Source organism: Pantoea sp. S18, assembly GCF_045689705.1.
GTDB lineage: Bacteria > Pseudomonadota > Gammaproteobacteria > Enterobacterales > Enterobacteriaceae > Pantoea > Pantoea symbiotica.
The window spans coordinates 1,536,067-1,558,858 of sequence record NZ_CP142688.1; the positions used below are offsets into that span (position 1 = coordinate 1,536,067).

Sequence of the window (22,792 nt, forward strand, 5' to 3'; positions counted from 1 at the left end):
ACAGTTGTACGCTGAGCAATCTTATCAACTGTGGTTGAACCAGTTGAGCCAACGTAATGGCCATGGACGCAGGCGAGCTTCCTGCTGATTCAACTGGGTAATGCGTTCCTGAATGGTGCTAAGCAATGATTCGCCGCTTTCACTCTGCCAGGCAACGCCGGTTAGCAGCGGCAGCGCTTCATCTACGCTCTCAATGGCCCAAAGATGGAATTGTCCGGCTTTAACCGCTTCCACTACGTCCTGATTCAAACTGAGATGGCGCGCGTTACTGGCAGGGAAAATCACACCTTGCTTACCGGTCAGTTCACGTGAGTTGCAGATGTGGAAGAAGCCTTCAATTTTTTCATTCAGGCCGCCGACGGGCTGCACGTTACCAAACTGATCGACTGAACCGGTCACCGCAATCTGCTGGTTAACCGGCTGGTTAGCCAGTGCACTGATTAACGCACACAGCTCGGCCAGCGAGGCGCTGTCGCCATCTACTTCAGAATAGGATTGTTCAAACACCAGCGAAGCCGAGAAGGGCAGCTGTTGCTCCAGTTCCAGCTCGGCAATCAGGTAGGCTTGCATAATCATCATGCCTTTCGCATGAATGTTGCCACCCAATTCGGCTTTACGCTCCACATCGGTGAACTCGCCATCGCCCGGATGAACCACACAGGTAATGCGTGAAGGTTCGCCCCACGGACGCGGATGACCAGGGAACTCAACCACCGAAAGGCCATTGATTTGGCCGACCACTTCGCCTTCAGTCTCAATCATGATCTGATTAAGCAGGATTTCATCGCGCATGCGATCGGCGAGGAAGCCTTCACGCCACTGGCGTGCTTCCAGTGCTTCTTTCAGCGCTTCGGCATTGATGCTGTCGCCATGCAGCGCCGTTTCCTGCAGCTGACGACGAAGCCAGCGTGGGCAGAGCGGTAAGGTGTCTTGATCACCGGTCATGCGTGCCGCTTCGGTGATCAACAATGGCCAGAAATCCGCTTCAGGCTGCGCTAATCCGGCCTGTTCAGCTTGGGTCAGCGTCCATTGGCACCATGACGTCATGTCGTCTTCGTCGAGAATCTGTAAGCTCTCTTCAAATTCGCTATACAGCGCCATCTCATGAACTTCGACGTCCATTTCCTGGAAGGCGGCCAGTGCATCACGATCGCCACACAGTACCAGACGCAGTTGCAGCGGTAGCGAGGGAATGGCGACGGGCAGCGGTTGACGCTCATCCTGTGAATACCAATCGAAGCGACCTTGCTCAATGCACTTACGCAGACGTAGCCACAACAGCGGCTGTGCCAGCAAAGTATTGACCGCAAGTATTAACGTGCCGCCATTGGCGCGATGCAGTAAGCCTGGTTCAGGCTGCACACGGTCTTTATATTGACGTACGCAACCGAACAGTTGCTCAGCTTCAATCCAGTCGGCGAAATGCACGCCGCCCTGGCTGGTAAACGGACGATTGATATCGGTGGGCGCGAGTAGGCTAACGTTGTCGCCCATCACATGATAGTCACCACCGTAGAGAGCAATCTCATCCGGCTGGAAACGCTGCGCTGCATCGGCGATGCAGGCCAGGTAATCGCTATTTTCCTGACTGCGCAATAACAGCAGTGGAAAACCCAGGGTTTGATGATGCAAATGCGCCAGCGCATTCAGCAGACGCGGCTGAACCGCGGCAAGACTATCGCAATCTTCCAGTGAGACGTTCGAGAAAATGGATTGGTAGCGGTTGCTATCCGGCTGCAGGGCTTGCCACGTAATTTGAGTGCTGGTCAAAATATTCGCATTAGTCTGATTTAGGAAAAGCGCGATTATACAGGAATCAACCCGGTTAATCACGGCGGAGTTCCGGCCCGGATTGTGACGGCTGCAACATGTTTTTCCTTGCTGCATCCAGGAAAAAAGCTGTTATTCTTAGTTTGTTACGTGATCACGATGAGATTCCGATGAAATACCAGCAACTCGAAAATCTTGAAAGTGGATGGAAGTGGAAATACCTGGTGAAAAAGCATCGGGAGGGTGAACTGATCACCCGTCATCTTGAGCTTAGCGCGGCGCAAGCTGCGGTTGATACGCTGCTATCGATGGAAAATAGCCCGGTTGAGGTTAACGAGTGGATCGCTCAGCACATTCATCCTGATTTGGAGAATCGTCTCAAGCAGACGATACGTGCGCGCCGTAAGCGTCACTTTAATGCCGAGCATCAACATACGCGTAAGAAATCGATCGATCTGGAATATCTGGTGTGGCAGCGACTAGCGGGATTGGCGCAGCGTCGCAGTAATACGCTATCAGAAACCATCGTCCAGTTGATTGAAGATGCCGAACGCAAAGAGAAGTATGCCAGCCAGATGTCTACGCTGAAGCAAGATCTGCAGGCGATCCTTGGGAATGGTGGCTCGGAAAAAGAGTAGAATTCTTTTCGTTCTCATTACATTTAGCCATAAAAAAACCCCGCCTTAGCGGGGTTTTTTACTGCGTGATAACTTAAGCCTGTGGCTGAGTTACAACGTCTTTGATACCTTTCACGTCGATTTCAACGCGACGGTCTGGCGCCAGGCAGTCGATCAGGGCATTACGGCCTTTCACGCTGTCACAGGTGTTGCCAGTAACTGGGTTAGATTTGCCCATACCGCGTGCAGAGATCTTGTTAGAAGGGATACCTTTAGATACCAGGTAATCAACTACAGACTGAGCACGTTTCTCAGACAGTTTCTGGTTGTACTGCTCTGAACCGATGCGATCGGTGAAGCCCAGTACTACAACAGAACCGTCTTTCGGATCCATTGAGCTCAGCTGGCTGTACAGCTGATCCAGAGCCTGCTGACCTTCAGGCTTCAGAGTTGCCTTGTTGAAGGTGAACAGAACGTCAGACTTCAGAGTGAAACGCTTGGTTTCAACAACTGGCGCTGGAGCTGGAGCCGGAGCTACAACTGGCGCTGCATCTTCTTCCTGACCGAAACGGTAAGAAACGCCGACGCTCAGCATGCTGTTGTCTGGACGCGCACCAACGGTACCTGCGTCACCGATGTTGTTAACCCACTGATAGTCCAGGCGCGTCGCCCAGTTTTTGGTCAGTGCGTATTCAACACCAACAGCAGCCAGCGGAGAAACGCCGGTATCGTGGTCGCTGTGACGAACGCCATCGGTGTTCTGAGTAGAGTCTGCACGCCATACCATGCCACCCAGACGGGTGTAGACATCGAAGTCTTCGGTGATTGGGTAGCTCAGTTTAGCAGCCAGCTGAACGCCTTGTGCTTTGAACGCGCCATTGGTCACGTTGCCTTTGTTAGGCATACGGCCCAACCAGTCGTAGCCCAGCTCGAAGCCCAGGTACGGGTTAGCTTGGTAACCAGCGAATGCACCAGCACCCAGCTGAGATTCGTGAGTTGGACCGTCGTTGTTCTCGTAACCGTTACCGTAGTAACCAGTATCGTGATACTGAGACCAGCCCAGTTTAGCACCGGTGTACCAGGTGTTATCTTTAGGTGCGGCCTGCGCTACGGTAGCGAAGCCAGCCAGTGCCACTGCAATTGCGATAGCTGTCTTTTTCATTTTTGCGCCTCGTTATCATCCAAATAGGCAATGAGCAAAAAGGTTGCTCTTTGTGTTAATCCTTCGCCGGGTCTAAACGCTCGCTTTTGACTCTACCGAAAAAACGGAGGTTATTGAGCACCCTGGCGAGCTAAAGTCTACAACGAGATTGGAAACTTACAAGTATGATGTGACGCCGGGCAGCAAAAAAACAGCGATTTATACACACATTTTAACAAATCACCTGGCTAAATCTTCGGTATTAGAAAACAAAAAAGCGTCTAAGCCATTGTCATAGCTGGCGGGAAAAGAATCAGTAGCTTAGATGCAACTTATGCAAAAAAAATGCTGAGAAAATTCCTGGAATTTACTTAATGAAACAATTCAGACGGAATTTTTGCTGAGTTAGGTTGTCTGGAAGGGGCATATTGACGTCCCTGCGGACGCAAAATCAGACCGAGTGCTTCACCTTCCGCCGCTGCTTGTTCCAATTCTAATCGCTCTTCATCACTCAATTCGTACGGAATCCAGGCAAGAACGACGCTGTAATTACCCGTACGTAATGCTTTCACCATACTTTCCACGGTGTTAAAACGCTCAGATTCGGTGATATGCATACTCTTTTCTAACGGCAATCCCGACTGCTGCATCCAGTTACGATTCAGCTTATGCGCTGGAGTGAGCCACAGCTGCCAGCGTGATTGCTCACTAAGCTGTTTTAGTACCGGCAACAGCATAAGTTGCATCATTCCAGGTTGTTCGCTGGAACGCAGTTCAGTGATTCCACCCAGCGAAGGTTGCGCTAAGCTGGATGAAGCGAAACGATTTGAACGGTCAGCAGAGCCAGAGAAATGAGTACGCATAATTTAATCACTCAGTAATGAACTGTATGGATGTACAGTAATAGCTTCCTGGATAAAGATCAACCTCAATTTCTGAAAACGCCTCGCAATTTCTGCACAAGATACCGCCCGCCTGCTTTTATTCATTGAACAGCTAAATCGTTTTTTTTATCTTCTAACCAGATGAATCTGCGAGCTTTTATAGGAAATTTCCCGCGCATGGAATCCATTGAAGGGGGCGTTATGAAGAGATATAACCCGGTAGTTGAGCAATCGAAAGCGCAGTTGGCAGCATTAGGTAAAATTGAATCGCGCACGCAATTTGGTGGTTATGCACTGACTGTTGAGAAGGTAATTTTTGCGTATATCAATGAGGATGCACTCTATCTTCGAGCCAGCGAGGCGCTTCACGTCTATAACGCACAGCGTTCACTGGAACCGCTGGTGTACCGTAAGCGTGGCGTGCCGGTGACACTGAGCTACTTCAAAGTGGATACGCAATTGTGGCAAAACCCTGAACAGTTATTGCAGCTGTCAGCATGTTCTCTGCGTGCCGCACAGGATGAAGCGGCTACCAGACTTGTCTCGCTGCGTCTGAAAGATCTGCCGAATTTAAGCCTCCGATTAGAGTTGATGCTGCATAAGGTAGGGATCAGTTCGGTGCAATTGCTGTGTGAAACAGGGTCGCGACAAAGCTGGCTGAAACTGCGGGCGGTGAATAAGCACATTGGGTTAAAAACGCTGTTGGCGCTGGAAGGTGCAATATCAGGACATCATGAAGCAGCGTTACCCAGCGCAATCAGGCAAGAGCTTTATACCTGGTATCTAAAAATGCTCCGCCAGCACGCGGCGGAGCATCAACCGCTTTAATCGTTGACGAGGGTACGGCGTAGACGGGCGATTTCAGGCAGCAGCGCGACTAACAAGCCCAATTGCTGAATCACTAGTGGTGCGCGTGTATCCGGGCTGTTTTTCATCTCGCTCATGCGCTGCATTAGCGTCTGCTGCATCTCAGTGGCTTGAGCATCCGTAACCCGGTCGATCTGCAGCACATCTTCAATGAAGCAGACGGCGTCATCCAGTAAGGTAAGCAAGGTGCTATCCGCGAGATGTTCGCGGTGCGCTCCCAATGCGGAGATATAGCTGAGGAAGGAGTGGTTCAGGCACAGCAGTCGAAACGCATTCTCACGTAGCGGTTGTTGTAGCTTGAGTTCACCACTGATGTTTGACACCACTGACGCTAGCTCGGCATCGGCGTTATGCGCATCGCGACGTGCCACACGATAAGCGAGACGATTGTCCTTGCCTTGATGGTATTGCTCCATAATCGCATCCAGATAGCGGCAGTTCGCATCCAGTGTACGATCGGCAACGGCAGTGATTTTGCGAAAACGCCAGTCTGGCCAGACAAAGGCCACGGCCAGCCACGCCAGACCGCAGCCCAGTAAGGTGTCCACCACGCGCGGTAGCGCCACTTCAAAACCTTCGCCGAGCAAATTGAAGCACAGCAGAACCAGCAAAGTGATAAACAAGGTGGCTTGAGCATACTGAATCTGGCGGAAGGCGAAGAACAGCACGCCGCTCAGTACAATCAGCACCAACTGACCTTCAATCGAGGGCACCAGCCACAAGACCGGCAGGCCGATAGCGATGCCGGCTAAGGTGCCACCAATACGCAATGCGAGGCGTCGTCGAGTGGCGTTGTAGTTGGGCTGGCAGACAAACAGGCTGGTCAACAAGATCCAGTAACCGCGATCGACGCCGGTGATTTTAATGAAGGCGTAGCCAACGCACAGCACCAGCGACATACGCACCGCATGGCGGAACAGGGCAGATTGCGGACTAAGATGGCGACTGAGGCGCAAACGGATATCCGCCCAGCCGCTGAGTCCTTCCCGTGATAGATGGTGATCGCTCTGTGGGGGCGGTTCGGCCAGCATCTGTTCTGATTCAATCGACGCCAGTTGCGCATCAATAGCACGCAGATTACGCAGCAGCCAAAACAGCGCGTGAATGTGTGGATCCTGCGGCTCATTCTGCTGAAGACGTTGCAGTGCGGTTTCCAGACGTTCGAAGGTGCGTTCAAAATGGCTGTCGTGATGCCACGACTGACGCAGCAAAATGGTCTCCGCCAGCTGCCTACAGGCACGCGCTTGCATATTCATCAGGCGCTGGAAACGGAACAGCACTTCGTTGTAACGCCAGTTATCACGCAGCAGATGGTATTGCAGATGCGAGGAGCTGGCGCGCTCATGGATATCCTGCGCGACAAAATAGTAGTGCAGGCTGCGGCGCGTGCTGCGTGAACCGCGATCACCACGCAAACGGCTTTGAATCGTACTTTTGGTGAGATTCAGCTGTGCCACCAACTGACTGTTAACCATCGCTGTGGCAACCAGCGTGGCGTCATCCTGATCGCCGCCATCGGGATCAAACAGGTTCGCTTTGGCTTCGAGATAACGCGCCAGCTGGGAAAAACTGCCTGCCAGCTGCTCCTGTACCGGGCGCACCGGGAACATCAAATGACCGATAAAGGTCAGTAAGTTGTACCAAAGGGCACCGTTCAATAGCAGCGCGGGCTGCATCCACCATTGTGGGAATAAGCCGATGCCCAGCATGGTGTAAACCGCAATCAGCAGCGCACCGAAGGCGATGGTGGCATAACGCTGTCCCAACGCACCGAGCAAAATAAAGCCCCAGCTGGAAAGCGCCAGGCCCAAACCGAATGCCCAAGGATGGGGGAACAACAGTTCCACCGACACCGAAGCAATACAGAAACACACCAGCGTGATCAACAGATTGCGCACACGCCCAATCCAGCGATCGTCGAGATCCGCCAGCGCCGCAGCGACTACACCCAGCGTCAGCGGAATGGTCCACTCGATTTGGTGCAGCCACCACGGCACCGCCGCGCATCCGGTTAAGGCAAAGAAGATGCGCAGCAAATAGCGCAGGCTGCTGTTAAACAGATAACGTCGCCAGCCTGGCAAGGCGTCATGAATCATTGAACGGCCTCAGTAACGGCGACGCGCATTGGCTTCACGCGCGGCCTGGGCTTCTTCAACAGAGACCACGCGACGGCCCACCGGCCACAGCGCAATTGCGGCGATTTTGAAGTTGGCGATGCCAACTGGAATGCCGATGATAGTCAGACACTGCACGATACCGGCCGAGATATGCGCCAGGCACAACCACCAGCCAAACAGAATCAGCCAGAAGATGTTGAGGAAGGTGCCGCCAGTATTCATCACATGGCTTTTGCTGTCGGGGCGAAGCACATCGACATGCACCGCTTCGTTGCCAAAGGGCAGCAGAGACAGCTTGGTGATTTCCCAGCAGGAGCGCGTCAATGGCAACGTGAAAATCAGTACGATGCTCACCAATGTGGCGAACAGCCAGCTGAGGGTGGTGAAGAAGCCGCCGAGAATGAAATTAAGAATATTAAGTACGGTACGCATAAACGTGTTTTTCCTTTTGCAATCCGCAATATGTGGCGCCAAGTTTAGCTCTTTTTAAGGCTGGAGCGCCAAGAGTCTGACAGGTAAACTGCGCGATATCGAATTCCACATGACGGTGCGGACATGGAACTGAAAGCAACATCAATGGGTAAACGTCTGGCACAGCATCCCTATAATCGGGTGCGCTTGCTGGCCGCCGGCGTGGAAGTCAGTGGCGATCGCCATGAATATCTGATTCCGTTTAACCAGTTGCTCAACATTGCCTGCAAGCGCGGCATGGTGTGGGGCGAACTGGAGTTTCTGCTGCCAGATGAGAAAGTGGTGCGCCTGCATGGCACCGAATGGCAGGAAACGCAGCGCTTTTTCCATTACTTGCAGCACGCCTGGCAGCAGTGGAGCCAGGAGATGAGCGAGGTGAGCGCCGAGGTGCTCGCCGCGCTGGAGCAGGAAATCCTCGCCTTTACACAGCAGGATCGCTGGTTGAAACGCAGTGAGCTGAGCGCGGTGAAAGAGAGCATTACGCGCCAGTTTTCTGCCTTGCCGTTGCCCCTCGCGCGTATTGCCGAGTTTGAAAACTGCCGTGAACGCTGGGAATTCTGCCAGCAATGGCTGGATCAGGGTGAAACGGCCATTCGCCAACGCAATCGTGAATGGACCAGCAAGATCCTCAGCGATTATCACGAATTCTTCTCCAAGGTTGAAACCACGCCGCTCAATCCATCGCAATGTGAAGCTGTAGTAAATGGCGAAGATGCGCTGCTGGTGCTGGCAGGTGCTGGCAGCGGCAAAACCTCGGTGCTGGTGGCGCGCGCGGGTTGGCTGCTGAAACGCAAACTGGCGCAACCGGATCAAATTCTGCTGCTGGCGTTTGGTCGTCAGGCGGCAGAAGAGATGAATGACCGCATTCAAACGCGTCTTGGCGAGAGCGCGATTCAGGCGCGTACCTTCCATGCGCTGGCGCTGCATATCATCCGCGAAGGCAGTAACAAACAACCGGTAATCAGCAAACTGGAGAGCGACAGCAAGGCGCGGCGACAGCTGCTAATTGAGACCTGGCGTGAGCAGTGCAACAGCAAAAAAGCGCAGGCCAGCGGCTGGCGTCAGTGGTTGCAGGATGAGTTGGAGTGGGAAATCCCCGAAGGTCCGTTTTGGAAGGATGACAAACTGGCGCAGCGTATCGCATCGCGCATGGAGCGCTGGCTGGGTTTGATGCGCATGCACGGCGGCGCGCAGGCGGCAATGATCGCGGATGTGGCAGAAGCGCAGCGCGATAACTTCAGCAAACGCGTCAAACTGATGGCGCCACTACTTAAAGCGTGGAAAAGCGCGCTGAAAGAGGAAGGCGCGGTCGATTTCTCCGGGCTGATTCATCAGGCGATTGCCATTCTGGAGAAAGGACGCTTTATCAGTCCGTGGAAGCATATTTTGGTCGATGAATTCCAGGATATCTCACCGCAGCGAGCCGCGCTGCTGACGGCGCTGCGTCAGCAAAACAAGCGAACGAGCCTTTACGCGGTGGGCGATGACTGGCAGGCAATCTATCGCTTCAGCGGTGCCGAAATGAGCCTGACCACCGCGTTCCATCACTATTTCGGTGATGGCGATCGCTGCGTGCTGGATACCACTTATCGCTTTAACGATCGCATTGGTGAGATTGCCAATCGCTTCGTACAGCAAAACCCGCATCAGCTGCGCAAGCCGCTAAATAGCTTGAGCAAGGGCAATAAAAAATCGGTGACTTTGCTGCCGCAGGAGCAACTGGAAGCGCTGTTCGATAAACTGAGCGGCTATGCCAAACCCGATGAGCGCGTGCTGCTGCTGGCGCGTTACCACCATTTGCGCCCCGCAATCCTCGATAAAGCCAAAACGCGCTGGCCAAAGTTAAAGCTGGATTTCATGACCATTCATGCCAGCAAAGGCCAACAGGCGGATTTCGTCATTGTGTTGGGGCTGCATCAGGGACGCGACGGTTTTCCGGCAGAAGCGCGTGAATCCATCATGGAAGAGGGTTTGCTGCCGCAGCCGGAAGATTTCCCGGATGCGGAGGAGCGCCGGCTGGCGTATGTGGCGATGACGCGCGCGCGCCAGCAGGTATGGCTAATGTTTGATAAAGATCGGCCTTCGGTATTTGTCGAACACCTGCGCGAGTTAGGTGTGCCGCAAAGCCGTAAGGCCTGATGATTAGGGTTTCAGACGTTCGGCGAGATAACGCTGATAGTCTGGAATCTGAATTTCAATCTGCTGGGCAAACTTCGGTGACTGAATAATAAAATCTGCAGTGGTGCGGTTATTGGCCACCGGGATATTCCATACTGTGGCGAGGCGCAGCAGCGCTTTGACATCCGGATCGTGCGGCACCGCATTCAGCGGGTCCCAGAAGAAAATCAGCACATCAATTTTGCCTTCCGAAATCAACGCGCCCACTTGCTGATCGCCGCCCATCGGGCCGCTCAGCATGGCGTTAACGTCTAATCCAGTATGACGATTAATCAGATTGCCGGTGGTGCCGGTAGCGTAAAGCACATGCTTTTGCAGCGTGCTTTGGTTGATTTGCACCCATTCAAGCAGCGAGGCTTTGCAGTGATCGTGTGCAACGAGGGCGATATGTTTCTGAACCTGAAGGGTACGAACGGTCTGCTCCATAGGGCTTCCTGTTTCTTCTCATGCATTATGTGTTAATGCAGGAGTTTACCCCTGGCGTTTCATCACTATCAACTTGTGCGTAAGGTTTTCATCCAGCTAATAAAACGCAGACGTGTGGCGGCATCAAAACGCTTGAACCAGCCTTGCAAAGAGGGGAGATCGCTAACGTCCTGCCAGGCGTAATCCATATTCAGCTGTGCCTCGCCGGCACTCAGCGAATGTAAGGCAAAACGCGGAACCGAAGCGGCGTGGGCATCACGATTATAATTCACCATCGCCTTTTCGAAATCGTTATCACTTTCCTTCGGCAAATGGTCGCGCAGGCTGGTGATCTCCATGCCGCGTTCATCAATCAGCTGGAAGTTGAGCGTTTTGTCGAAGGTAGTGCGTTCGCGACGATTATTGAGCGCGGGCAAGCGAATCGCCACCGAATGGGCGTTGGCGTTAAAAGTGACAATCATCGGCACGGATTGAAAGTGCGCGGCGTCAGCGCCCGGTTTTTCCACACGAAACAGAAACTGATGCTGCCCACGCTCCAGCTCAAGGCTGCCAGCACCTTTCAGCAGCGAGCCAGAGATTTTACGCCCGTCCAGCACCAGCAGTTCGATCTCGGGATCGAGCTTGAGAGTGATGGCCTGGCATGAGGCTGATACGAGCAACAGCAGTAAACCCGTAGCAGTTAAAGACAGCTTCATTTCAACTCCCGGCAGAAGGGGGTAAATCGATTATGTGTAGCAAAGTATTACATTATGGCAGTAAATTTACATTTTTACATATTTATTCGTGCTGCTGCGCAAAGTTCTCGTGCCTGGCAGTTGCAGCCTAATGCGCAATGCCATCTACACTTAAGCGAATGAACCAGGAGAAAAAAGATGAATGATCAAACGATTCGCGATGTGCTGACTAAAACCAAACGTATCGCATTAGTGGGCGCCAGCGATCGTCCCGATCGCCCAAGCTATGGCGTGATGAAATACTTGCTCGATCAGGGATACGACGTGATTCCAGTGAGCCCTAAACTGGCAGGTCAACAACTTCTTGGCCAAACGGCCTATGCCACGCTGGCGGATGTTCCCGGAAAAGTGGATATGGTGGATGTGTTTCGCAATGCCGAAGCGGCGTGGGGCGTAGCACAGGAAGCGATTGCCATTGGGGCGGATACATTGTGGTTACAGTTGGGCGTAATTAATGAGCAGGCGGCGGTGCTGGCGCAAGATGCGGGTATGACCGTGATAATGGATCGTTGTCCAAAGATTGAAATTCCGCGGCTGGGTATCACGCGTTAAACAAAAACGGCGACCTGAGTCGCCGTTGTCATTAATGTCGCAGGCTAGGTGCCTGCAGCTGCTGCCGAATTGACGCGGCCAGCTCATCCATTGAAGGTTGTTCGGGATGTTCAAAGGAGGTTTCTCCCGCCAGCTGAACTTCCGCCACGTAGGTATGCACCTGATCGCCTTCTTCATCTTCCATCACCACATGATACCAGGGCGCGGCGCGCAGCGTTTCGCTGGCAGCGACATCATCAACTTCTGGCTCATCAAGCGAAAACTCCGGATCGACATCCACGATAACGCCGAGCACCCCGGAGAGACGATGTCGGACCTGCTGTCCAATTCCAAATTTAGTCGTAATCATTGTGACCTCCCAAAAGACTGCCCTGTAACCAATATGGAGGCAGGGACAGCGTTTTCAAGTCACAGCACGCGGCAGGCAAAACCTTTCAGATAAAGCCCTTCAGGATAGCTGGCGATCACTGGATGGTCGGCTGCCTGACGGAACTGCTCTATAAATTGTACATCACGACCGGCATCAACGGCGGCATCCGCGATGATTTTCTGGAACAAATCGGTCGGCATTAGGCCAGAACAGGAGAAGGTCAGTAACACGCCGCCGGGATTCAACAGCTGAATGGCCAGCATGTTGATGTCTTTATAGCCGCGACACGCGCCCATCAACTGGTTCTTGTTCTCAACGAATTTCGGCGGATCCATCACGATCAGGTCGAACTTCTCGCCGCTGTCGCGATAACGACGCAGCAGTTTGAACACATCGTCACGCACGAACTGGGCGCGCGACACATCCAGACTATTGAGCTCAACGTTCTGTTTCGCCACGTCGAGCGCGTCTTGCGAAGTATCAACGCTGATCACTTCACGGCAGCCGCCCATCAAGGCCGAAACCGCAAATCCACCGGTGTAAGAGAAGCAGTTCAGCACGCGTGCATTCTCTGAGTAGCCACGCGTGGCAAAACGGCTGTCACGCTGATCAAGGTAATAACCGGTTTTATGGCCGCCCTGAATATCCACCAACAGCTTCATGCCGTGTTCGGTAATCGGCAGCAGCGGTGGCGGCAGTTCACCCGAAACCGGGCCTTGTGCCAGCTCCAGTCCCTCTTTTTTACGCACCGCGACGTCTGAGCGATCGTAAATAGCGCAATCCGGGAAGCACTGTTGCAAGGCTGATACGATGGCTGGACGTTGATACTCGGCACCCGCAGATAACAGCTGCAGCACCAGGAAGTTGCCGAAGCGATCGATGGTGACGCCCGGCATGCCATCGGATTCACCGGCAATCAGGCGATAGCTGTCCAGCCCGTCACGTTTAGCCAGCCAGTCACGCCACAACTGCGCTTGCTCAAAGCGGCGCACGAAGAAGGTGATGTCGATTGACTCATCCTGTTGCCAGCTCCAGACGCGTGCGCGAATTTGTGATTGCGGAGAATACGCGGCGCGAGCCAGCCATTTGCCATTGCTGTCACAGACATCAATGGTTTCACCAGACTGGGCTTTACCTTCCATACGTGCAACGGCACCAGAGAACACCCACGGATGGCGGCGGAGCAGGGATTTTTCACGTCCCTTTGCGAGAATCAATCGAACGGTCATAGTTTGCTATGCTTACCTGAAAAAATGAGGCGCCATTTTCCGGCGGATGGCGGCAAATTGCAACGCAAGGTGATGGGAGAACGCAATGGCAACCACATGCTGCAAAATTTGGGTGCATGGCATCGTGCAGGGCGTGGGATTTCGCTACCACACGCAAGCGCAGGCCAGAGAGTTGAATCTAAGCGGTTATGCGCACAATCTTGCGGACGGCAGCGTTGAAGTGCTGGCATCCGGTGAAGCGCAGCAGGTCGATGCATTGATCAGTTGGCTAAAAGCAGGTGGGCCGCGTAGCGCGCGCGTGGATAAAGTGCTGGTGGAGCCGCATCAGCCCAGGGAAATGCCTACGCGATTCACCACCGGCTGATTACAGGCACTTGGCTGGTTTTGGCAATCCGGCAATTTTGGTTGCTTGCTTCGCCGGACCTTCCGGGAAGAGGCGGAACAGATAGCGGCTGTTGCCTTTCTCCTCGCCATACTTTTGCGCCATGGCTTTCACCAGCATGCGCACCGCCGGCGAGGTATTAAATTCCTGATAAAACGCGCGTACAAAGTGCACCACTTCCCAATGCGCTTCACTCATCACGATCGCCTCTTGCTCCGCAATGGCGGCGGCCAGCGGTTCGCTCCAGTCCGCGCTATTTTTCAAATAGCCTTCCGCATCGGTGGCAATCTCTTTACCGGCAAAATTCACAGTCATTCCTCATTGCGTTAATCGGCACATTGTAAATTCGCCCGGCCATAAAAAGCAAAAACCCCGCCGAAGCGGGGTTTGATAACGGTTACGGCATCTTAATCGCGGTTAGCGAAGCCCAGCAGGCTCAACAGGCTAACAAAGATGTTATACAGCGAGACATACAGACTCACGGTGGCGCGAATATAGTTGGTTTCACCGCCATGAATGATGTTGCTGGTTTCCCACAGGATGGCACCGGCAGAGAAAAGGATGAACAGGGCGCTAATAGCAAGATGCAGCGCAGGCAGTTGCAGGAAGATGTTAGCAACTACCGCCACCAGCAGCACCACAAAGCCGGCCATCATCATGCCGCTCAGGAATGACATATCACGGCGCGTGGTCAGCACATAAGCCGAACAACCGAAGAACACCAATGCGGTGCCGCCTAATGCCATGGCGATCACATCACCCATGCCCGCAGTAAGGAACGAACTGAGGATTGGGCCAAGGCAGTAACCGAGGAAACCGGTAAAGGCGAAGGCGGCAAGAATTCCTGCCGGGCTGTTAGCCAGTTTATGCGTCAGGAACATCAAACCATAAAAGCCCACCAGCATTAGAATCAGACCCGGCGAAGGCAACGCAAACACGGTGCTCAGTGTTGCGGTAACCGCCGAGAAGGCCAGCGTAAAGCCAAGTAACAGATAAGTATTGCGCAGTACCTTGTGGGTGCTGACTAACGATTGCTGCGACGAGCTAAAAACTCTTTCCATCACGCGCTCCTTAAAGAGAGAAACACCAAATATGGCACGAGGATACGCAGCGCCTGAAAGACATAAAAGGCGTTTTACCCATCTTTACGCGATAAATTGCTGTTTCGCTGAGCAGAATGGCGAAATTGACGCCGAAAAAATAGAATTTGGCTGTTTTTCAGCCGAACGATTCATTGCAGGCTTTACATCGTTATGGGGGATGTTTATAGTGCGCCTCATTGCGGAGGGGTGGCCGAGTGGCTTAAGGCAACGGTCTTGAAAACCGTCGATGGGAAACCATCCGAGAGTTCGAATCTCTCCTCCTCCGCCATCACTCTTGCTGAGTGATGACGCAACAAAAAATCCCCGGAGGGATGGCCGAGTGGCTTAAGGCAACGGTCTTGAAAACCGTCGATGGGAAACCATCCCAGAGTTCGAATCTCTGTTCCTCCGCCATATTAAAGAAGCCCGCAGAAATGCGGGCTTTTTGCTTTTCTGCGTTCACAGATTCCGAAAAACATCGCGTTGCTTTTCAATCTGCTGCCATTGTCCAACGCCACGCGCGTTTACTGCTATATTCCATGCACGGTTTTTTGCAAACATCTGGCGATTTTCCGATGCAAGCTGAGTTACACTGTGCGGTAATTCGCTCTTTGGCGGGCTAATCGTTTGAAAGCCAGAGTGTTTCACTGATGAATTATGGAATAGGCACAATGATCAAGAAACTGAGTCTTTGCGCGTTGTCAGTCATCGCTGCGCTCCCGATGGGCATTTCCGCATATGCTGCGGATGGAGATATGCAACTCCAGCAGGTGCTGATGTTAAGCCGTCATAACCTGCGTGCGCCGCTCGCCAATAACGGCAGCGTACTGGAACAATCCACCAAGAAGAGCTGGCCGCAGTGGGATGTCGCGGGCGGTGAGCTCACCACTAAAGGTGGCGTGCTGGAAGTCTACATGGGTAATTACACCCGTCAGTGGCTGGCACAGCAGGGCTTAGTCCAGAACGGTACTTGCCCGGACAGCAGCAACATCTTTGTCTACGCCAACAGCCTGCAGCGCACCGTGGCGACCGCGCAGTACTTTATCACTGGCGCTTTCCCTGGCTGTGATATCGCGGTAACGCATCAGGATGCGATGGGCACTATGGATCCTATCTTCAATCCGGTCGTCACCGACGGCAGCGATGAATTCAACAAGAAAGCGTTGGCTGCTATGACCGCCGCCAATGAAAAGCTGGCACTGAAGCCTGCCTTCCAGCATCTGGAAAAAATCGTCGATTACAAATCTGCTCCAGCCTGTAACGGCAAAAAGCAGTGTGATTTAAGCAGCGGCGATAACACCTTCAGCGCGGATAACGGTAAAGAGCCAAACGTAAGCGGTCCGCTTAAAATCGGCAACTCGCTGGTGGATGCGTTTACGCTGCAATATTACGAAGGTTTCCCGGCCGATCAGGTTGCCTGGGGCCAGATAAAAACGCCTGAGCAGTGGAAAGAGCTGGCGTCGATCAAAAACGGTTATCAGGATGCGCTGTTCGCCTCTCCTGAAGTGGCGCGCGAAGTGGCCGCACCGCTGGTGGATTACATCCGCAGCCAGTTAGTCGATCAGGACAAAGCCAACGCGCCAAAAGTGACGTTGATGGTCGGTCATGATTCCAACATCGCATCGTTACTCAGCGCACTGCAGGTTAAGCCTTATGAGTTGCCGGGCAACGATGAGAAAACGCCAATTGGCGGCCAGGTGGTATTCGAACGCTGGCACGATGTGAAGAACAACAAAGATTTGTTGAAAATTGAGTACGTCTATCAAACGGCCGATCAGCTGCGCGATGCCGATGTGCTGAGCCTGAAAAATCCGCCGAAGCGCGTCACGCTGCAACTGGCAGGCTGTGAAACGGATGCCAACGGCTACTGCAGCTGGGATCAATTCACCGGCGCGCTGAATGGCGCTCTGCAAGGTACGCCACTGCAGCCTGCTGCTGCACCAGCTCCGGCAGAACAGCCAGCACCAGCGGCGGCCGCACCGGCCGCAGATGATGCCAAGCAGAAAGCCGATCAGGCCGCTGCCGATAAAGCGGCTGCAGACAAAGCAGCAGCAGATAAAGCCGCAGCACAGAAGGCTGCAGACGCGAAAGCGGCTGACGAGAAAGCCAAAGCCGAGAAAGCCAAAGCCGAGAAAGCCACTGCCCAGAAAGCAGCGGATGACAAAGCTAAGGCCGATGCGGCAGCTGCACAGAAAGCACAAGCCGATGCCACGCCAGCCAAGCCAGAAGAGCCGGCCAAAGCGGCGACCAGCAACTGAGTTTGCTGAAAAAACAAAACCCCGCCGAAGCGGGGTTTTTTTATGCCTGTGAACTTAACCGGCAACCACAACCAATTTTTGGTTAGCGAACTCTTTAATACCCAAATCCGACAGCTCTCGCCCGTAACCGGAACGTTTGACGCCACCAAACGGCAGCTCTGCTGAGGTATCGCTCTGCGAATTGATGAACACCATGCCGGTTTCAATCTGCGACGCCATCTTACGGCCGCGCGCAATGTCTTTGGTCCAGACCGAACCGCCCAAGCCGTAATTTGAATCATTCGCCAGCGCCACAGCGGCACGATCGTCCGCCACCACATACACCTGCGCCACCGGGCCGAAGAACTCCTGATAGTAAGCTGGATTATCTGGCGTTAGACCGGTAAGCACCGTTGGCTGGTAATAGCAGCCGACGCCATCAATGGCACGTCCACCAAATTCCACGCGCGCGCCATTTTTTACCGCTTCATCAACCTGCTTCACTAAACGATCGCGCGCATCTTTAGAAGAGAGCGGACCAAGCGTGGTCTTCTCGTCGAGCGGATCGCCCGGCGTGGCCGATTGCAGAGCCGCGCTGAATTTGGCCATAAACGTATCGGCAATTTTCTCGTGCAGAATAAAGCGTTTGGCAGCGGTACACACCTGGCCGCAGTTGCTGAGGCGAGCTTGCGCGCCCTGACGTACCGCTTCATCGATATCGGCATCGTCCAGCACCACAAACACATCGTTACCGCCCAATTCCAGCGTCGATTTCTTCAGATGTTTACCGGCCTGTTCCGCCACGGCGCTACCGGCGCGTTCGGAACCTGTCAGCGCCACACCTTGCACACGTGGATCGGCGATCAGATCCGCAACCTGATCGGTAGAGATAAACAAATTGGTCCACGCGCCTTTTGGCGCACCGGCTTCTTCCACCAATTTTTCAAATACATCGGCGCAGTGCGGCACAATGTTGGCGTGTTTTGCCAGTACCGGATTGCCCAGCGCCAGGTTTGGCGCCAGTACGCGCATTAGCTGATAGTAAGGGAAGTTCCACGGTTCAACCGCGACAATCACGCCAATCGGATGGTACTCAAGCCAGGCATCGCCCACATCGCTGGCGTAAGGTTGCGGCTGTAAAAATGTCGCGGCATGTTCAGCGTAGTAGCGGGCGATCTGCGAACAGATTTTCACTTCACCACGGCTTTGCCCAATTAGCTTGCCCATCTCTTTACTGGCGATGGTCGCCAGCTCTTCGACACGTTGGTCGATCAGGTCGGCTAAACGGTGCAGCACCTGCAGACGCGGTTGAATATCGCCTTTACTCCACGCGGAATGATAAAGCGCATCTGCGGTTTTCAGCGCCTGTTGTGCATAGGCATCATCGTGCTCGTTCCACGCTTTTAGCAGTTGGTTATTGGCTGGATTGATACTTTGATAGGCAGACATACAAGGCTCCTTGGTGATGTAAAGGTAACAAAGGCGGGACAGTGCCCGCCTGTAACTCAAACGTTTTTGCGCTCGACCGTTTTGTCGTCCCAGGTCAGAACATCCTGGTCGGTCTTTTTGAAGGCGCGAATCAGCACTTCATCGCTGCCTTGCTGGCTCCAGATCTGCTCGGCTAAACGTTCGTCGTAGTTGGCTACCTCAAAAATGGCTTCAGCGATTTCGCGTGAAGTGTGGCGCAGTGATGCCCATTCGCCCACGTGATGCTCTTTCGACTGTTCTGTTGTCATGAAGATCTCCTGTTGTGGATTTTATCCCTGCAGCTTAACCGCCAGTCCGGCGACGTGTTGACCCTGATAACGGGCAATATCCAGTTCTTCCGCCGAAGGTTGACGTGATCCATCTCCGCCCGCCAGCGTAGTCGCGCCGTAAGGCGTTCCGCCGCGTACGTGAGAAATGTCGAAAAGTTCTTTAGTGCCATAACCGATAGGAACGATCACCATGCCGTGGTGGGCGAGGGTGGTCCAGACGGAAGTGATGGTTTGCTCCTGGCCGCCGCCGGTGCCCGTAGAGGCAAAGACGCTGGCGATTTTTCCGTACAGCGCGCCCGAAGCCCACAGGCCGCCGGTGCGATCCCAGAAGTTGCGCATCTGGCCCGCCATGTTGCCGAAGCGCGTGGGTGTGCCAACGATGATGGCATCGTACTGCGGCAAATCTTCCGGTTTCGCTTCAGGCGCGGCCTGATTCACTTTGCCGCCAACCTGGGCGAAACGCTCGGCATCCATGCTTTCCGGCACGCGTAATATCGTGACTTCCGCGCCACTTACACTCTTTGCACCTTCGGCCACGGCTTGCGCCATGGTTTCAATATGTCCGTACATCGAATAATAGAGCACCAAAATCTTTGCCATAGTTTTCATCCTGCTGGGGTGATGAGTAATCAGAAGTATAGAAGAGCCTGCGCAGGCTGCTGTACAGAGGTTAAGCAGGTACCAATAAGTGTCGGCTAACTGCTTGTAACGCGGCGGTAAATTTGGTTTTTCGCAGATAAATGAGTGAATTATCTGTTTCAAATTATGAATATCAGGCCGATCTCACCGTTGCGTTGTCTATTATTTAATCAGGCGTGCGGAATGTCCGCCGCCGTGCTTTTCACGGCAGCATCGTGATCAGCCCCTAAACTGAACGCTCAATCCCTGGAGGAAATGATGGCCGAACATCGTGGAGGATCAGGCAATTTCGCAGAGGACCGTGAAAGGGCCGCAGAAGCGGGTCGCAAAGGCGGCAAAAACAGCGGGGGTAATTTCAGAAACGACCCACAGCGCGCTTCTGTAGCCGGTGAAAAAGGGGGACGCAGCCGCGGCAAGAAATAGCGCGACTGCCCGTTAATCCCCGGCCGCCGGGTTCGCCCGGCGGTAACAAGCATTGCAATTTCCCCGCTCTCTGAGCAAACTGACCGCCAACTGATTATTCTGGTGCGTTATGTCCGCTTCCTCTTCTTGTCTCAGCCTGCGTATTTCGCGTCAGGAGCTGGTGCTCATTTTTATTACCATGGTTTGGGGTGGCACCTTTTTGGTGGTACACCGCGCGATGGCGCATTCCGGTCCGTTCTTCTTTGTTGGATTACGTTTTGCCACGGCATCGCTGCTGCTGGCCTTTTTCTTCCGTCGTTATCTTAAACAGGTGACCTGGCTGGAAATTAAAGCTGGCGCGTTGATCGGGTTGTCGATTGCTGGCGGCTACGGTCTGCAAACCTGGGGTATGCAAACCATTTCCAGCAGCCAGTCGGCATTTATTACCGCGCTGTATGTGCCGGTGGTACCGCTGCTGCAGTGGTTATTCCTGCGCCGTCCGCCGGGATTAATGGCGTGGCTGGGCATTTTACTGGCGTTTACCGGTTTAGTGCTGGTGGCCGGTCCACAGGATGGCAGTCTGACACTGAACGCCGGTGAAATCGCCACCTTGCTGAGTACGCTGGCGATTGCGGCAGAGATTATCCTGATTAGCCGCTATGCCGGACAAGTTGATGTGCGCCGCGTAACGCTGATTCAGCTGATGGTGGCATCGGCCTGCGCCTTTGTTCTGATGATCCCCAATGGCGAATCGGTTCCGGCCATGTCAACGCCGTTGTTGCTGAGCGCGTTGGGTTTGGGTGCAGCCAGTGCTTTAATTCAGGTGACGATGAACTGGGCGCAACGCAGTGTTTCACCGACGCGTGCCACGGTGATTTACGCCGGTGAGCCGGTATGGGCTGGCGTGGTGGGACGTTTGGCGGGTGAGCGTTTACCTGCGGCGGCACTGTTGGGCGCGGCATTGATTGTTTGTGGCGTGATCGTCAGCGAGCTGCGTATTCGTCGCAAGAAAGCGGTGCCCGATCAGGCACCGCTCGAACCTTAAGGATGTTGCCGTGCCGCCTGGTTCGCCAGTGCGGTACCGCGACGTTGCAAAATGGCGTTCAGGATGATGGCGCCAAAGGTTGCAGTGCCAATGCCGCCAATGGTGAAGCTGCCAATCTTCAGAGCAAAATCACCCGCGCCCAGCACCAGCGTGGTCGCCACCATGATCAAATTGCCATTCTGATTGAAATCCACGTGGTTCTGCACCCAAATACGTGCGCCTGCCACCGCAATCAACCCAAACACCACAATTGATGCGCCACCAATCACCGGACCGGGAATGGTGTGAATCAGCGCGCCAAATTTCGGTGAAAAGCCGAGCACCAGAGCGATCACTGCAGCGGCCACGAAAGCCAGCGTGGAATAGACTTTGGTTACCGCCATCACGCCAATATTTTCCGCGTAGGTGGTGACGCCGCTGCCGCCGATAGATCCCGACAGCATGGTTGCCAAACCATCGCCAACAAAGGCGCGGCCCATCCAGGGATCAAGGTTACGTCCGGTCATACCTGCTACGGCTTTAATGTGCCCGAGGTTTTCCGCCACCAGAATGATCGCCACGGGCGCAATCATCACGATGGCCTGCATATCAAAGATCGGTGCGGTGGTGTGTGGCAGACCAAACCACGGCGCGCTGGCAAGGCCGCTAAAATCCACCGGTTTGCCGAAGCCCATCACGTTGGTCAGCAGCGCGTAGATGGCCCACGCGACAATCAGACCGACCAGAATCAGCAGGCGCTGGATCATACCGCGCGTGAACACCGCCACCAGACCAATGCACAGCACCGTCATCACCGCCATCCAGCTGTCGAACATCGAGCCGGAAACGCCGTGCACCGCAATCGGTGCCAGGTTCAGACCAATTGCCATCACCACCGCGCCCGTGACCACCGGCGGCATCAGGCGTTCAATCCAACCGGTGCCGACTTTCATCACGATCAGGCCAATCACGGTATAGAGCGCGCCGCAGGCGATAACGCCGCCCAGCGCCAGCGCCAGATTAGGGTTGAGTCCCTGGCCGTTAAAGCCGGTTACCGCGATGATCACGCCGACAAACGCCGCGCTGGATCCGAGATAGCTGGGTACGCGTCCGCCGGTGATCAGGAAGAACAGCAGCGTACCGATGCCCGAAACCAGAATCGCCAGATTGGGGTCCAGTCCCATCAGCAACGGCATCAGCACCGTTGCGCCAAACATTGCCACAGCATGCTGCAGGCCAAGGACGACCGTCTGCGCAAACGGCAGCGTTTCGTCCGGCGCAATCAGCCCATCATCGGTCAAGGCTGACTTTTTCTGCCAGCGGGGGAACCAGGAACTCGCCATCGTCATCTCCAGGGTGTCAGTGAAAGCGGGCCGCATAAGGCGGCGTTAGCGGGCGTCCTGCCGTAAAAGGTGATGATAGCCACGGTCAAACCATGCCAGACCGTGGGTTTCATCATTGCGTACCAGCGCCTGCACTTCGCAAAACAGAATGTCGTGCGTGCCCACGCTGACCACTTGCGCCACTTTGCAATCAAACGACACCAGCGCGCCGTCTAACAGCGGTGAACCGCTGGCCAGCGTGTGCCAGTCAGCGGCGGCAAAGCGTTCTGCCATTGGCGTTTTGCCGCCAAACAGCGTTGAGAGATCTTCATGTCCGGCGGCCAGCGTGTTAACGCACAGATAACCGTTGTCGCGAAAAATCGGCCACACCGACGCAGAGCGATTAAGACAAACCAACAGCGTCGGCGGCGAATCGGTCACGCTGCATACCGCCGAGGCGGTAAAACCGGCACGTCCGGCGGGGCCGTCGGTGGTGATGATATTTACCGCTGCGCCTAAGCACGCCATCGCATTGCGAAATGCATCGCGTTCTACAGCGGGTAAAACCGGCAGTTCATGCACGCTCATTGG

At 54.2% G+C, this 22,792-nt stretch carries 24 protein-coding genes and 2 tRNA genes; 10 read left to right on the forward strand and 16 right to left on the reverse strand.

All coding sequences use genetic code 11. The features are described from left to right. Positions 1–24 precede the first annotated feature (24 nt). Positions 25–1,887 (reverse strand): AAA family ATPase, encoded by a 1,863-nt coding sequence (locus VIJ98_RS06920; protein WP_154152964.1) that lies wholly within the window; start codon positions 1,885–1,887, stop codon positions 25–27. A gap of 53 nt (positions 1,888–1,940) precedes the next feature. Here VIJ98_RS06920 and matP point away from each other — a divergent pair, with 53 nt between their 5' ends. Further along, complete coding sequence (gene matP, locus VIJ98_RS06925; RefSeq protein ID WP_008101445.1) at positions 1,941–2,408, forward strand: macrodomain Ter protein MatP; 468 nt, start codon at positions 1,941–1,943, stop codon at positions 2,406–2,408. Positions 2,409–2,481: 73 nt separating this feature from the next. Here the strand turns inward: matP and ompA are convergent, their stop codons facing one another. Both ompA and sulA read right to left on the reverse strand, forming a co-directional pair. Beyond that, positions 2,482–3,549 (reverse strand): porin OmpA, encoded by a 1,068-nt coding sequence (gene ompA, locus VIJ98_RS06930; protein WP_154152961.1) that lies wholly within the window; start codon positions 3,547–3,549, stop codon positions 2,482–2,484. A 350-nt stretch (positions 3,550–3,899) separates the two neighbouring features. Next, the gene (gene sulA, locus VIJ98_RS06935) at positions 3,900–4,391 is read right to left on the reverse strand and encodes an SOS-induced cell division inhibitor SulA (RefSeq protein ID WP_008101440.1); all 492 of its coding nucleotides are present in this window, start codon (positions 4,389–4,391) and stop codon (positions 3,900–3,902) included. Positions 4,392–4,613: 222 nt separating this feature from the next. On the opposite strand from sulA, the gene VIJ98_RS06940 reads away from it, so the two are divergent. Continuing rightward, positions 4,614–5,240, forward strand: coding sequence for a TfoX/Sxy family DNA transformation protein (locus tag VIJ98_RS06940; RefSeq protein WP_061717085.1), 627 nt, complete (start codon positions 4,614–4,616; stop codon positions 5,238–5,240). Here the strand turns inward: VIJ98_RS06940 and yccS are convergent. Together yccS and VIJ98_RS06950 are read right to left on the reverse strand one after the other, a co-directional pair. After that, positions 5,237–7,375, reverse strand: a complete 2,139-nt coding sequence (gene yccS, locus VIJ98_RS06945) for a YccS family putative transporter (RefSeq protein WP_323272972.1) — start codon at positions 7,373–7,375, stop codon at positions 5,237–5,239. The genes VIJ98_RS06940 and yccS overlap by 4 nt on opposite strands. Positions 7,376–7,384: 9 nt before the next feature. Next, positions 7,385–7,828, reverse strand: a complete 444-nt coding sequence (locus VIJ98_RS06950; protein WP_008101434.1) for a YccF domain-containing protein — start codon at positions 7,826–7,828, stop codon at positions 7,385–7,387. 123 nt (positions 7,829–7,951) lie between these two features. On the opposite strand from VIJ98_RS06950, the gene helD reads away from it, so the two are divergent. Then, complete coding sequence (gene helD / locus VIJ98_RS06955; RefSeq protein ID WP_323272974.1) at positions 7,952–10,006, forward strand: DNA helicase IV; 2,055 nt, start codon at positions 7,952–7,954, stop codon at positions 10,004–10,006. Between the two features lie 3 nt (positions 10,007–10,009). On the opposite strand, the gene VIJ98_RS06960 is transcribed toward helD, so the two are convergent. Beyond that, positions 10,010–10,471 carry a methylglyoxal synthase gene (locus VIJ98_RS06960; protein ID WP_008101429.1) on the reverse strand — a complete coding sequence of 154 codons (462 nt, stop codon included), beginning with the start codon at positions 10,469–10,471 and terminating at the stop codon, positions 10,010–10,012. 68 nt (positions 10,472–10,539) lie between these two features. Beyond that, positions 10,540–11,166, reverse strand: a complete 627-nt coding sequence (locus VIJ98_RS06965) for a DUF2057 family protein (protein WP_154152953.1) — start codon at positions 11,164–11,166, stop codon at positions 10,540–10,542. A 177-nt stretch (positions 11,167–11,343) separates the two neighbouring features. Between VIJ98_RS06965 and VIJ98_RS06970 the strand changes: the two genes are divergently transcribed. After that, a complete protein-coding gene (locus VIJ98_RS06970; RefSeq protein WP_323272977.1) occupies positions 11,344–11,757 on the forward strand; it encodes a CoA-binding protein in 414 nt (137 codons plus the stop codon). A 31-nt stretch (positions 11,758–11,788) separates the two neighbouring features. Here VIJ98_RS06970 and hspQ read toward each other — a convergent pair whose 3' ends face one another. Both hspQ and rlmI read right to left on the reverse strand, forming a co-directional pair. After that, the gene (hspQ, locus tag VIJ98_RS06975; protein ID WP_008101422.1) at positions 11,789–12,106 is read right to left on the reverse strand and encodes a heat shock protein HspQ; all 318 of its coding nucleotides are present in this window, start codon (positions 12,104–12,106) and stop codon (positions 11,789–11,791) included. 59 nt (positions 12,107–12,165) lie between these two features. Then, positions 12,166–13,356: a 23S rRNA (cytosine(1962)-C(5))-methyltransferase RlmI gene (gene rlmI / locus VIJ98_RS06980; protein ID WP_323272980.1), complete on the reverse strand. Its 1,191-nt coding sequence runs from the start codon at positions 13,354–13,356 to the stop codon at positions 12,166–12,168. A gap of 85 nt (positions 13,357–13,441) precedes the next feature. Here rlmI and yccX point away from each other — a divergent pair, with 85 nt between their 5' ends. Then, entirely contained in the window at positions 13,442–13,720 is a 279-nt protein-coding gene (gene yccX, locus VIJ98_RS06985) for an acylphosphatase (RefSeq protein WP_154152944.1), read from the forward strand. Here yccX and tusE read toward each other — a convergent pair whose 3' ends face one another. After that, positions 13,721–14,047: a sulfurtransferase TusE gene (gene tusE, locus VIJ98_RS06990; RefSeq protein WP_061717573.1), complete on the reverse strand. Its 327-nt coding sequence runs from the start codon at positions 14,045–14,047 to the stop codon at positions 13,721–13,723. A gap of 98 nt (positions 14,048–14,145) precedes the next feature. Beyond that, on the reverse strand, positions 14,146–14,799 hold the full coding sequence (gene yccA / locus VIJ98_RS06995; protein ID WP_008101414.1) for an FtsH protease modulator YccA: 654 nt from the start codon (positions 14,797–14,799) through the stop codon (positions 14,146–14,148). A gap of 222 nt (positions 14,800–15,021) precedes the next feature. Here yccA and VIJ98_RS07000 point away from each other — a divergent pair. The 3 genes from VIJ98_RS07000 (at position 15,022) to agp (ending at position 17,078) form a co-directional block, all read left to right on the forward strand. Continuing rightward, positions 15,022–15,109, forward strand: a tRNA-Ser gene (locus VIJ98_RS07000). Between the two features lie 37 nt (positions 15,110–15,146). After that, positions 15,147–15,234, forward strand: a tRNA-Ser gene (locus tag VIJ98_RS07005). A gap of 257 nt (positions 15,235–15,491) precedes the next feature. After that, positions 15,492–17,078, forward strand: a complete 1,587-nt coding sequence (gene agp / locus VIJ98_RS07010; RefSeq protein ID WP_323272983.1) for a bifunctional glucose-1-phosphatase/inositol phosphatase — start codon at positions 15,492–15,494, stop codon at positions 17,076–17,078. Positions 17,079–17,132: 54 nt separating this feature from the next. Here agp and VIJ98_RS07015 read toward each other — a convergent pair whose 3' ends face one another. The 3 genes from VIJ98_RS07015 to wrbA are packed head-to-tail and all read right to left on the reverse strand — an operon-like array spanning position 17,133 to position 19,414. After that, entirely contained in the window at positions 17,133–18,506 is a 1,374-nt protein-coding gene (locus VIJ98_RS07015; RefSeq protein WP_008109425.1) for an NAD-dependent succinate-semialdehyde dehydrogenase, read from the reverse strand. A 56-nt stretch (positions 18,507–18,562) separates the two neighbouring features. After that, a complete protein-coding gene (locus tag VIJ98_RS07020) occupies positions 18,563–18,793 on the reverse strand; it encodes a YccJ family protein (RefSeq protein WP_007887329.1) in 231 nt (76 codons plus the stop codon). A 21-nt stretch (positions 18,794–18,814) separates the two neighbouring features. Further along, entirely contained in the window at positions 18,815–19,414 is a 600-nt protein-coding gene (gene wrbA, locus VIJ98_RS07025) for an NAD(P)H:quinone oxidoreductase (protein WP_007887328.1), read from the reverse strand. 297 nt (positions 19,415–19,711) lie between these two features. Here wrbA and VIJ98_RS07030 point away from each other — a divergent pair, with 297 nt between their 5' ends. Both VIJ98_RS07030 and VIJ98_RS07035 read left to right on the forward strand, forming a co-directional pair. Next, positions 19,712–19,876 (forward strand): general stress protein, encoded by a 165-nt coding sequence (locus VIJ98_RS07030; protein ID WP_061717065.1) that lies wholly within the window; start codon positions 19,712–19,714, stop codon positions 19,874–19,876. A gap of 109 nt (positions 19,877–19,985) precedes the next feature. Further along, complete coding sequence (locus VIJ98_RS07035; protein WP_323272988.1) at positions 19,986–20,900, forward strand: DMT family transporter; 915 nt, start codon at positions 19,986–19,988, stop codon at positions 20,898–20,900. Here the strand turns inward: VIJ98_RS07035 and rutG are convergent. Together rutG and rutF are read right to left on the reverse strand one after the other, a co-directional pair. Further along, a complete protein-coding gene (rutG, locus tag VIJ98_RS07040) occupies positions 20,897–22,222 on the reverse strand; it encodes a pyrimidine utilization transport protein G (RefSeq protein ID WP_323272989.1) in 1,326 nt (441 codons plus the stop codon). The two genes, VIJ98_RS07035 and rutG, sit on opposite strands and share 4 nt — an antisense overlap. 45 nt (positions 22,223–22,267) lie before the next feature. Next, positions 22,268–22,789: an NADH-dependent FMN reductase RutF gene (rutF, locus tag VIJ98_RS07045; RefSeq protein WP_323272991.1), complete on the reverse strand. Its 522-nt coding sequence runs from the start codon at positions 22,787–22,789 to the stop codon at positions 22,268–22,270. Positions 22,790–22,792: the final 3 nt, after the last annotated feature.

Excerpts from the sequence above, each read along its gene's own strand:
- VIJ98_RS06920 (WP_154152964.1), bottom strand. The coding sequence starts at position 1,887 with ATGCAGCAAGGAAAAACATGTTGCAGCCGTCACAATCCGGGCCGGAAC.
- matP (WP_008101445.1), top strand. The coding sequence starts at position 1,941 with ATGAAATACCAGCAACTCGAAAATCTTGAAAGTGGATGGAAGTGGAAA.
- ompA (WP_154152961.1), bottom strand. The coding sequence starts at position 3,549 with ATGAAAAAGACAGCTATCGCAATTGCAGTGGCACTGGCTGGCTTCGCT.
- sulA (WP_008101440.1), bottom strand. The coding sequence starts at position 4,391 with ATGCGTACTCATTTCTCTGGCTCTGCTGACCGTTCAAATCGTTTCGCT.
- VIJ98_RS06940 (WP_061717085.1), top strand. The coding sequence starts at position 4,614 with ATGAAGAGATATAACCCGGTAGTTGAGCAATCGAAAGCGCAGTTGGCA.
- yccS (WP_323272972.1), bottom strand. The coding sequence starts at position 7,375 with ATGATTCATGACGCCTTGCCAGGCTGGCGACGTTATCTGTTTAACAGC.
- VIJ98_RS06950 (WP_008101434.1), bottom strand. The coding sequence starts at position 7,828 with ATGCGTACCGTACTTAATATTCTTAATTTCATTCTCGGCGGCTTCTTC.
- helD (WP_323272974.1), top strand. The coding sequence starts at position 7,952 with ATGGAACTGAAAGCAACATCAATGGGTAAACGTCTGGCACAGCATCCC.
- VIJ98_RS06960 (WP_008101429.1), bottom strand. The coding sequence starts at position 10,471 with ATGGAGCAGACCGTTCGTACCCTTCAGGTTCAGAAACATATCGCCCTC.
- VIJ98_RS06965 (WP_154152953.1), bottom strand. The coding sequence starts at position 11,166 with ATGAAGCTGTCTTTAACTGCTACGGGTTTACTGCTGTTGCTCGTATCA.
- VIJ98_RS06970 (WP_323272977.1), top strand. The coding sequence starts at position 11,344 with ATGAATGATCAAACGATTCGCGATGTGCTGACTAAAACCAAACGTATC.
- hspQ (WP_008101422.1), bottom strand. The coding sequence starts at position 12,106 with ATGATTACGACTAAATTTGGAATTGGACAGCAGGTCCGACATCGTCTC.
- rlmI (WP_323272980.1), bottom strand. The coding sequence starts at position 13,356 with ATGACCGTTCGATTGATTCTCGCAAAGGGACGTGAAAAATCCCTGCTC.
- yccX (WP_154152944.1), top strand. The coding sequence starts at position 13,442 with ATGGCAACCACATGCTGCAAAATTTGGGTGCATGGCATCGTGCAGGGC.
- yccA (WP_008101414.1), bottom strand. The coding sequence starts at position 14,799 with ATGGAAAGAGTTTTTAGCTCGTCGCAGCAATCGTTAGTCAGCACCCAC.
- agp (WP_323272983.1), top strand. The coding sequence starts at position 15,492 with ATGATCAAGAAACTGAGTCTTTGCGCGTTGTCAGTCATCGCTGCGCTC.
- VIJ98_RS07015 (WP_008109425.1), bottom strand. The coding sequence starts at position 18,506 with ATGTCTGCCTATCAAAGTATCAATCCAGCCAATAACCAACTGCTAAAA.
- VIJ98_RS07020 (WP_007887329.1), bottom strand. The coding sequence starts at position 18,793 with ATGACAACAGAACAGTCGAAAGAGCATCACGTGGGCGAATGGGCATCA.
- wrbA (WP_007887328.1), bottom strand. The coding sequence starts at position 19,414 with ATGGCAAAGATTTTGGTGCTCTATTATTCGATGTACGGACATATTGAA.
- VIJ98_RS07030 (WP_061717065.1), top strand. The coding sequence starts at position 19,712 with ATGGCCGAACATCGTGGAGGATCAGGCAATTTCGCAGAGGACCGTGAA.
- VIJ98_RS07035 (WP_323272988.1), top strand. The coding sequence starts at position 19,986 with ATGTCCGCTTCCTCTTCTTGTCTCAGCCTGCGTATTTCGCGTCAGGAG.
- rutG (WP_323272989.1), bottom strand. The coding sequence starts at position 22,222 with ATGGCGAGTTCCTGGTTCCCCCGCTGGCAGAAAAAGTCAGCCTTGACC.
- rutF (WP_323272991.1), bottom strand. The coding sequence starts at position 22,789 with ATGAGCGTGCATGAACTGCCGGTTTTACCCGCTGTAGAACGCGATGCA.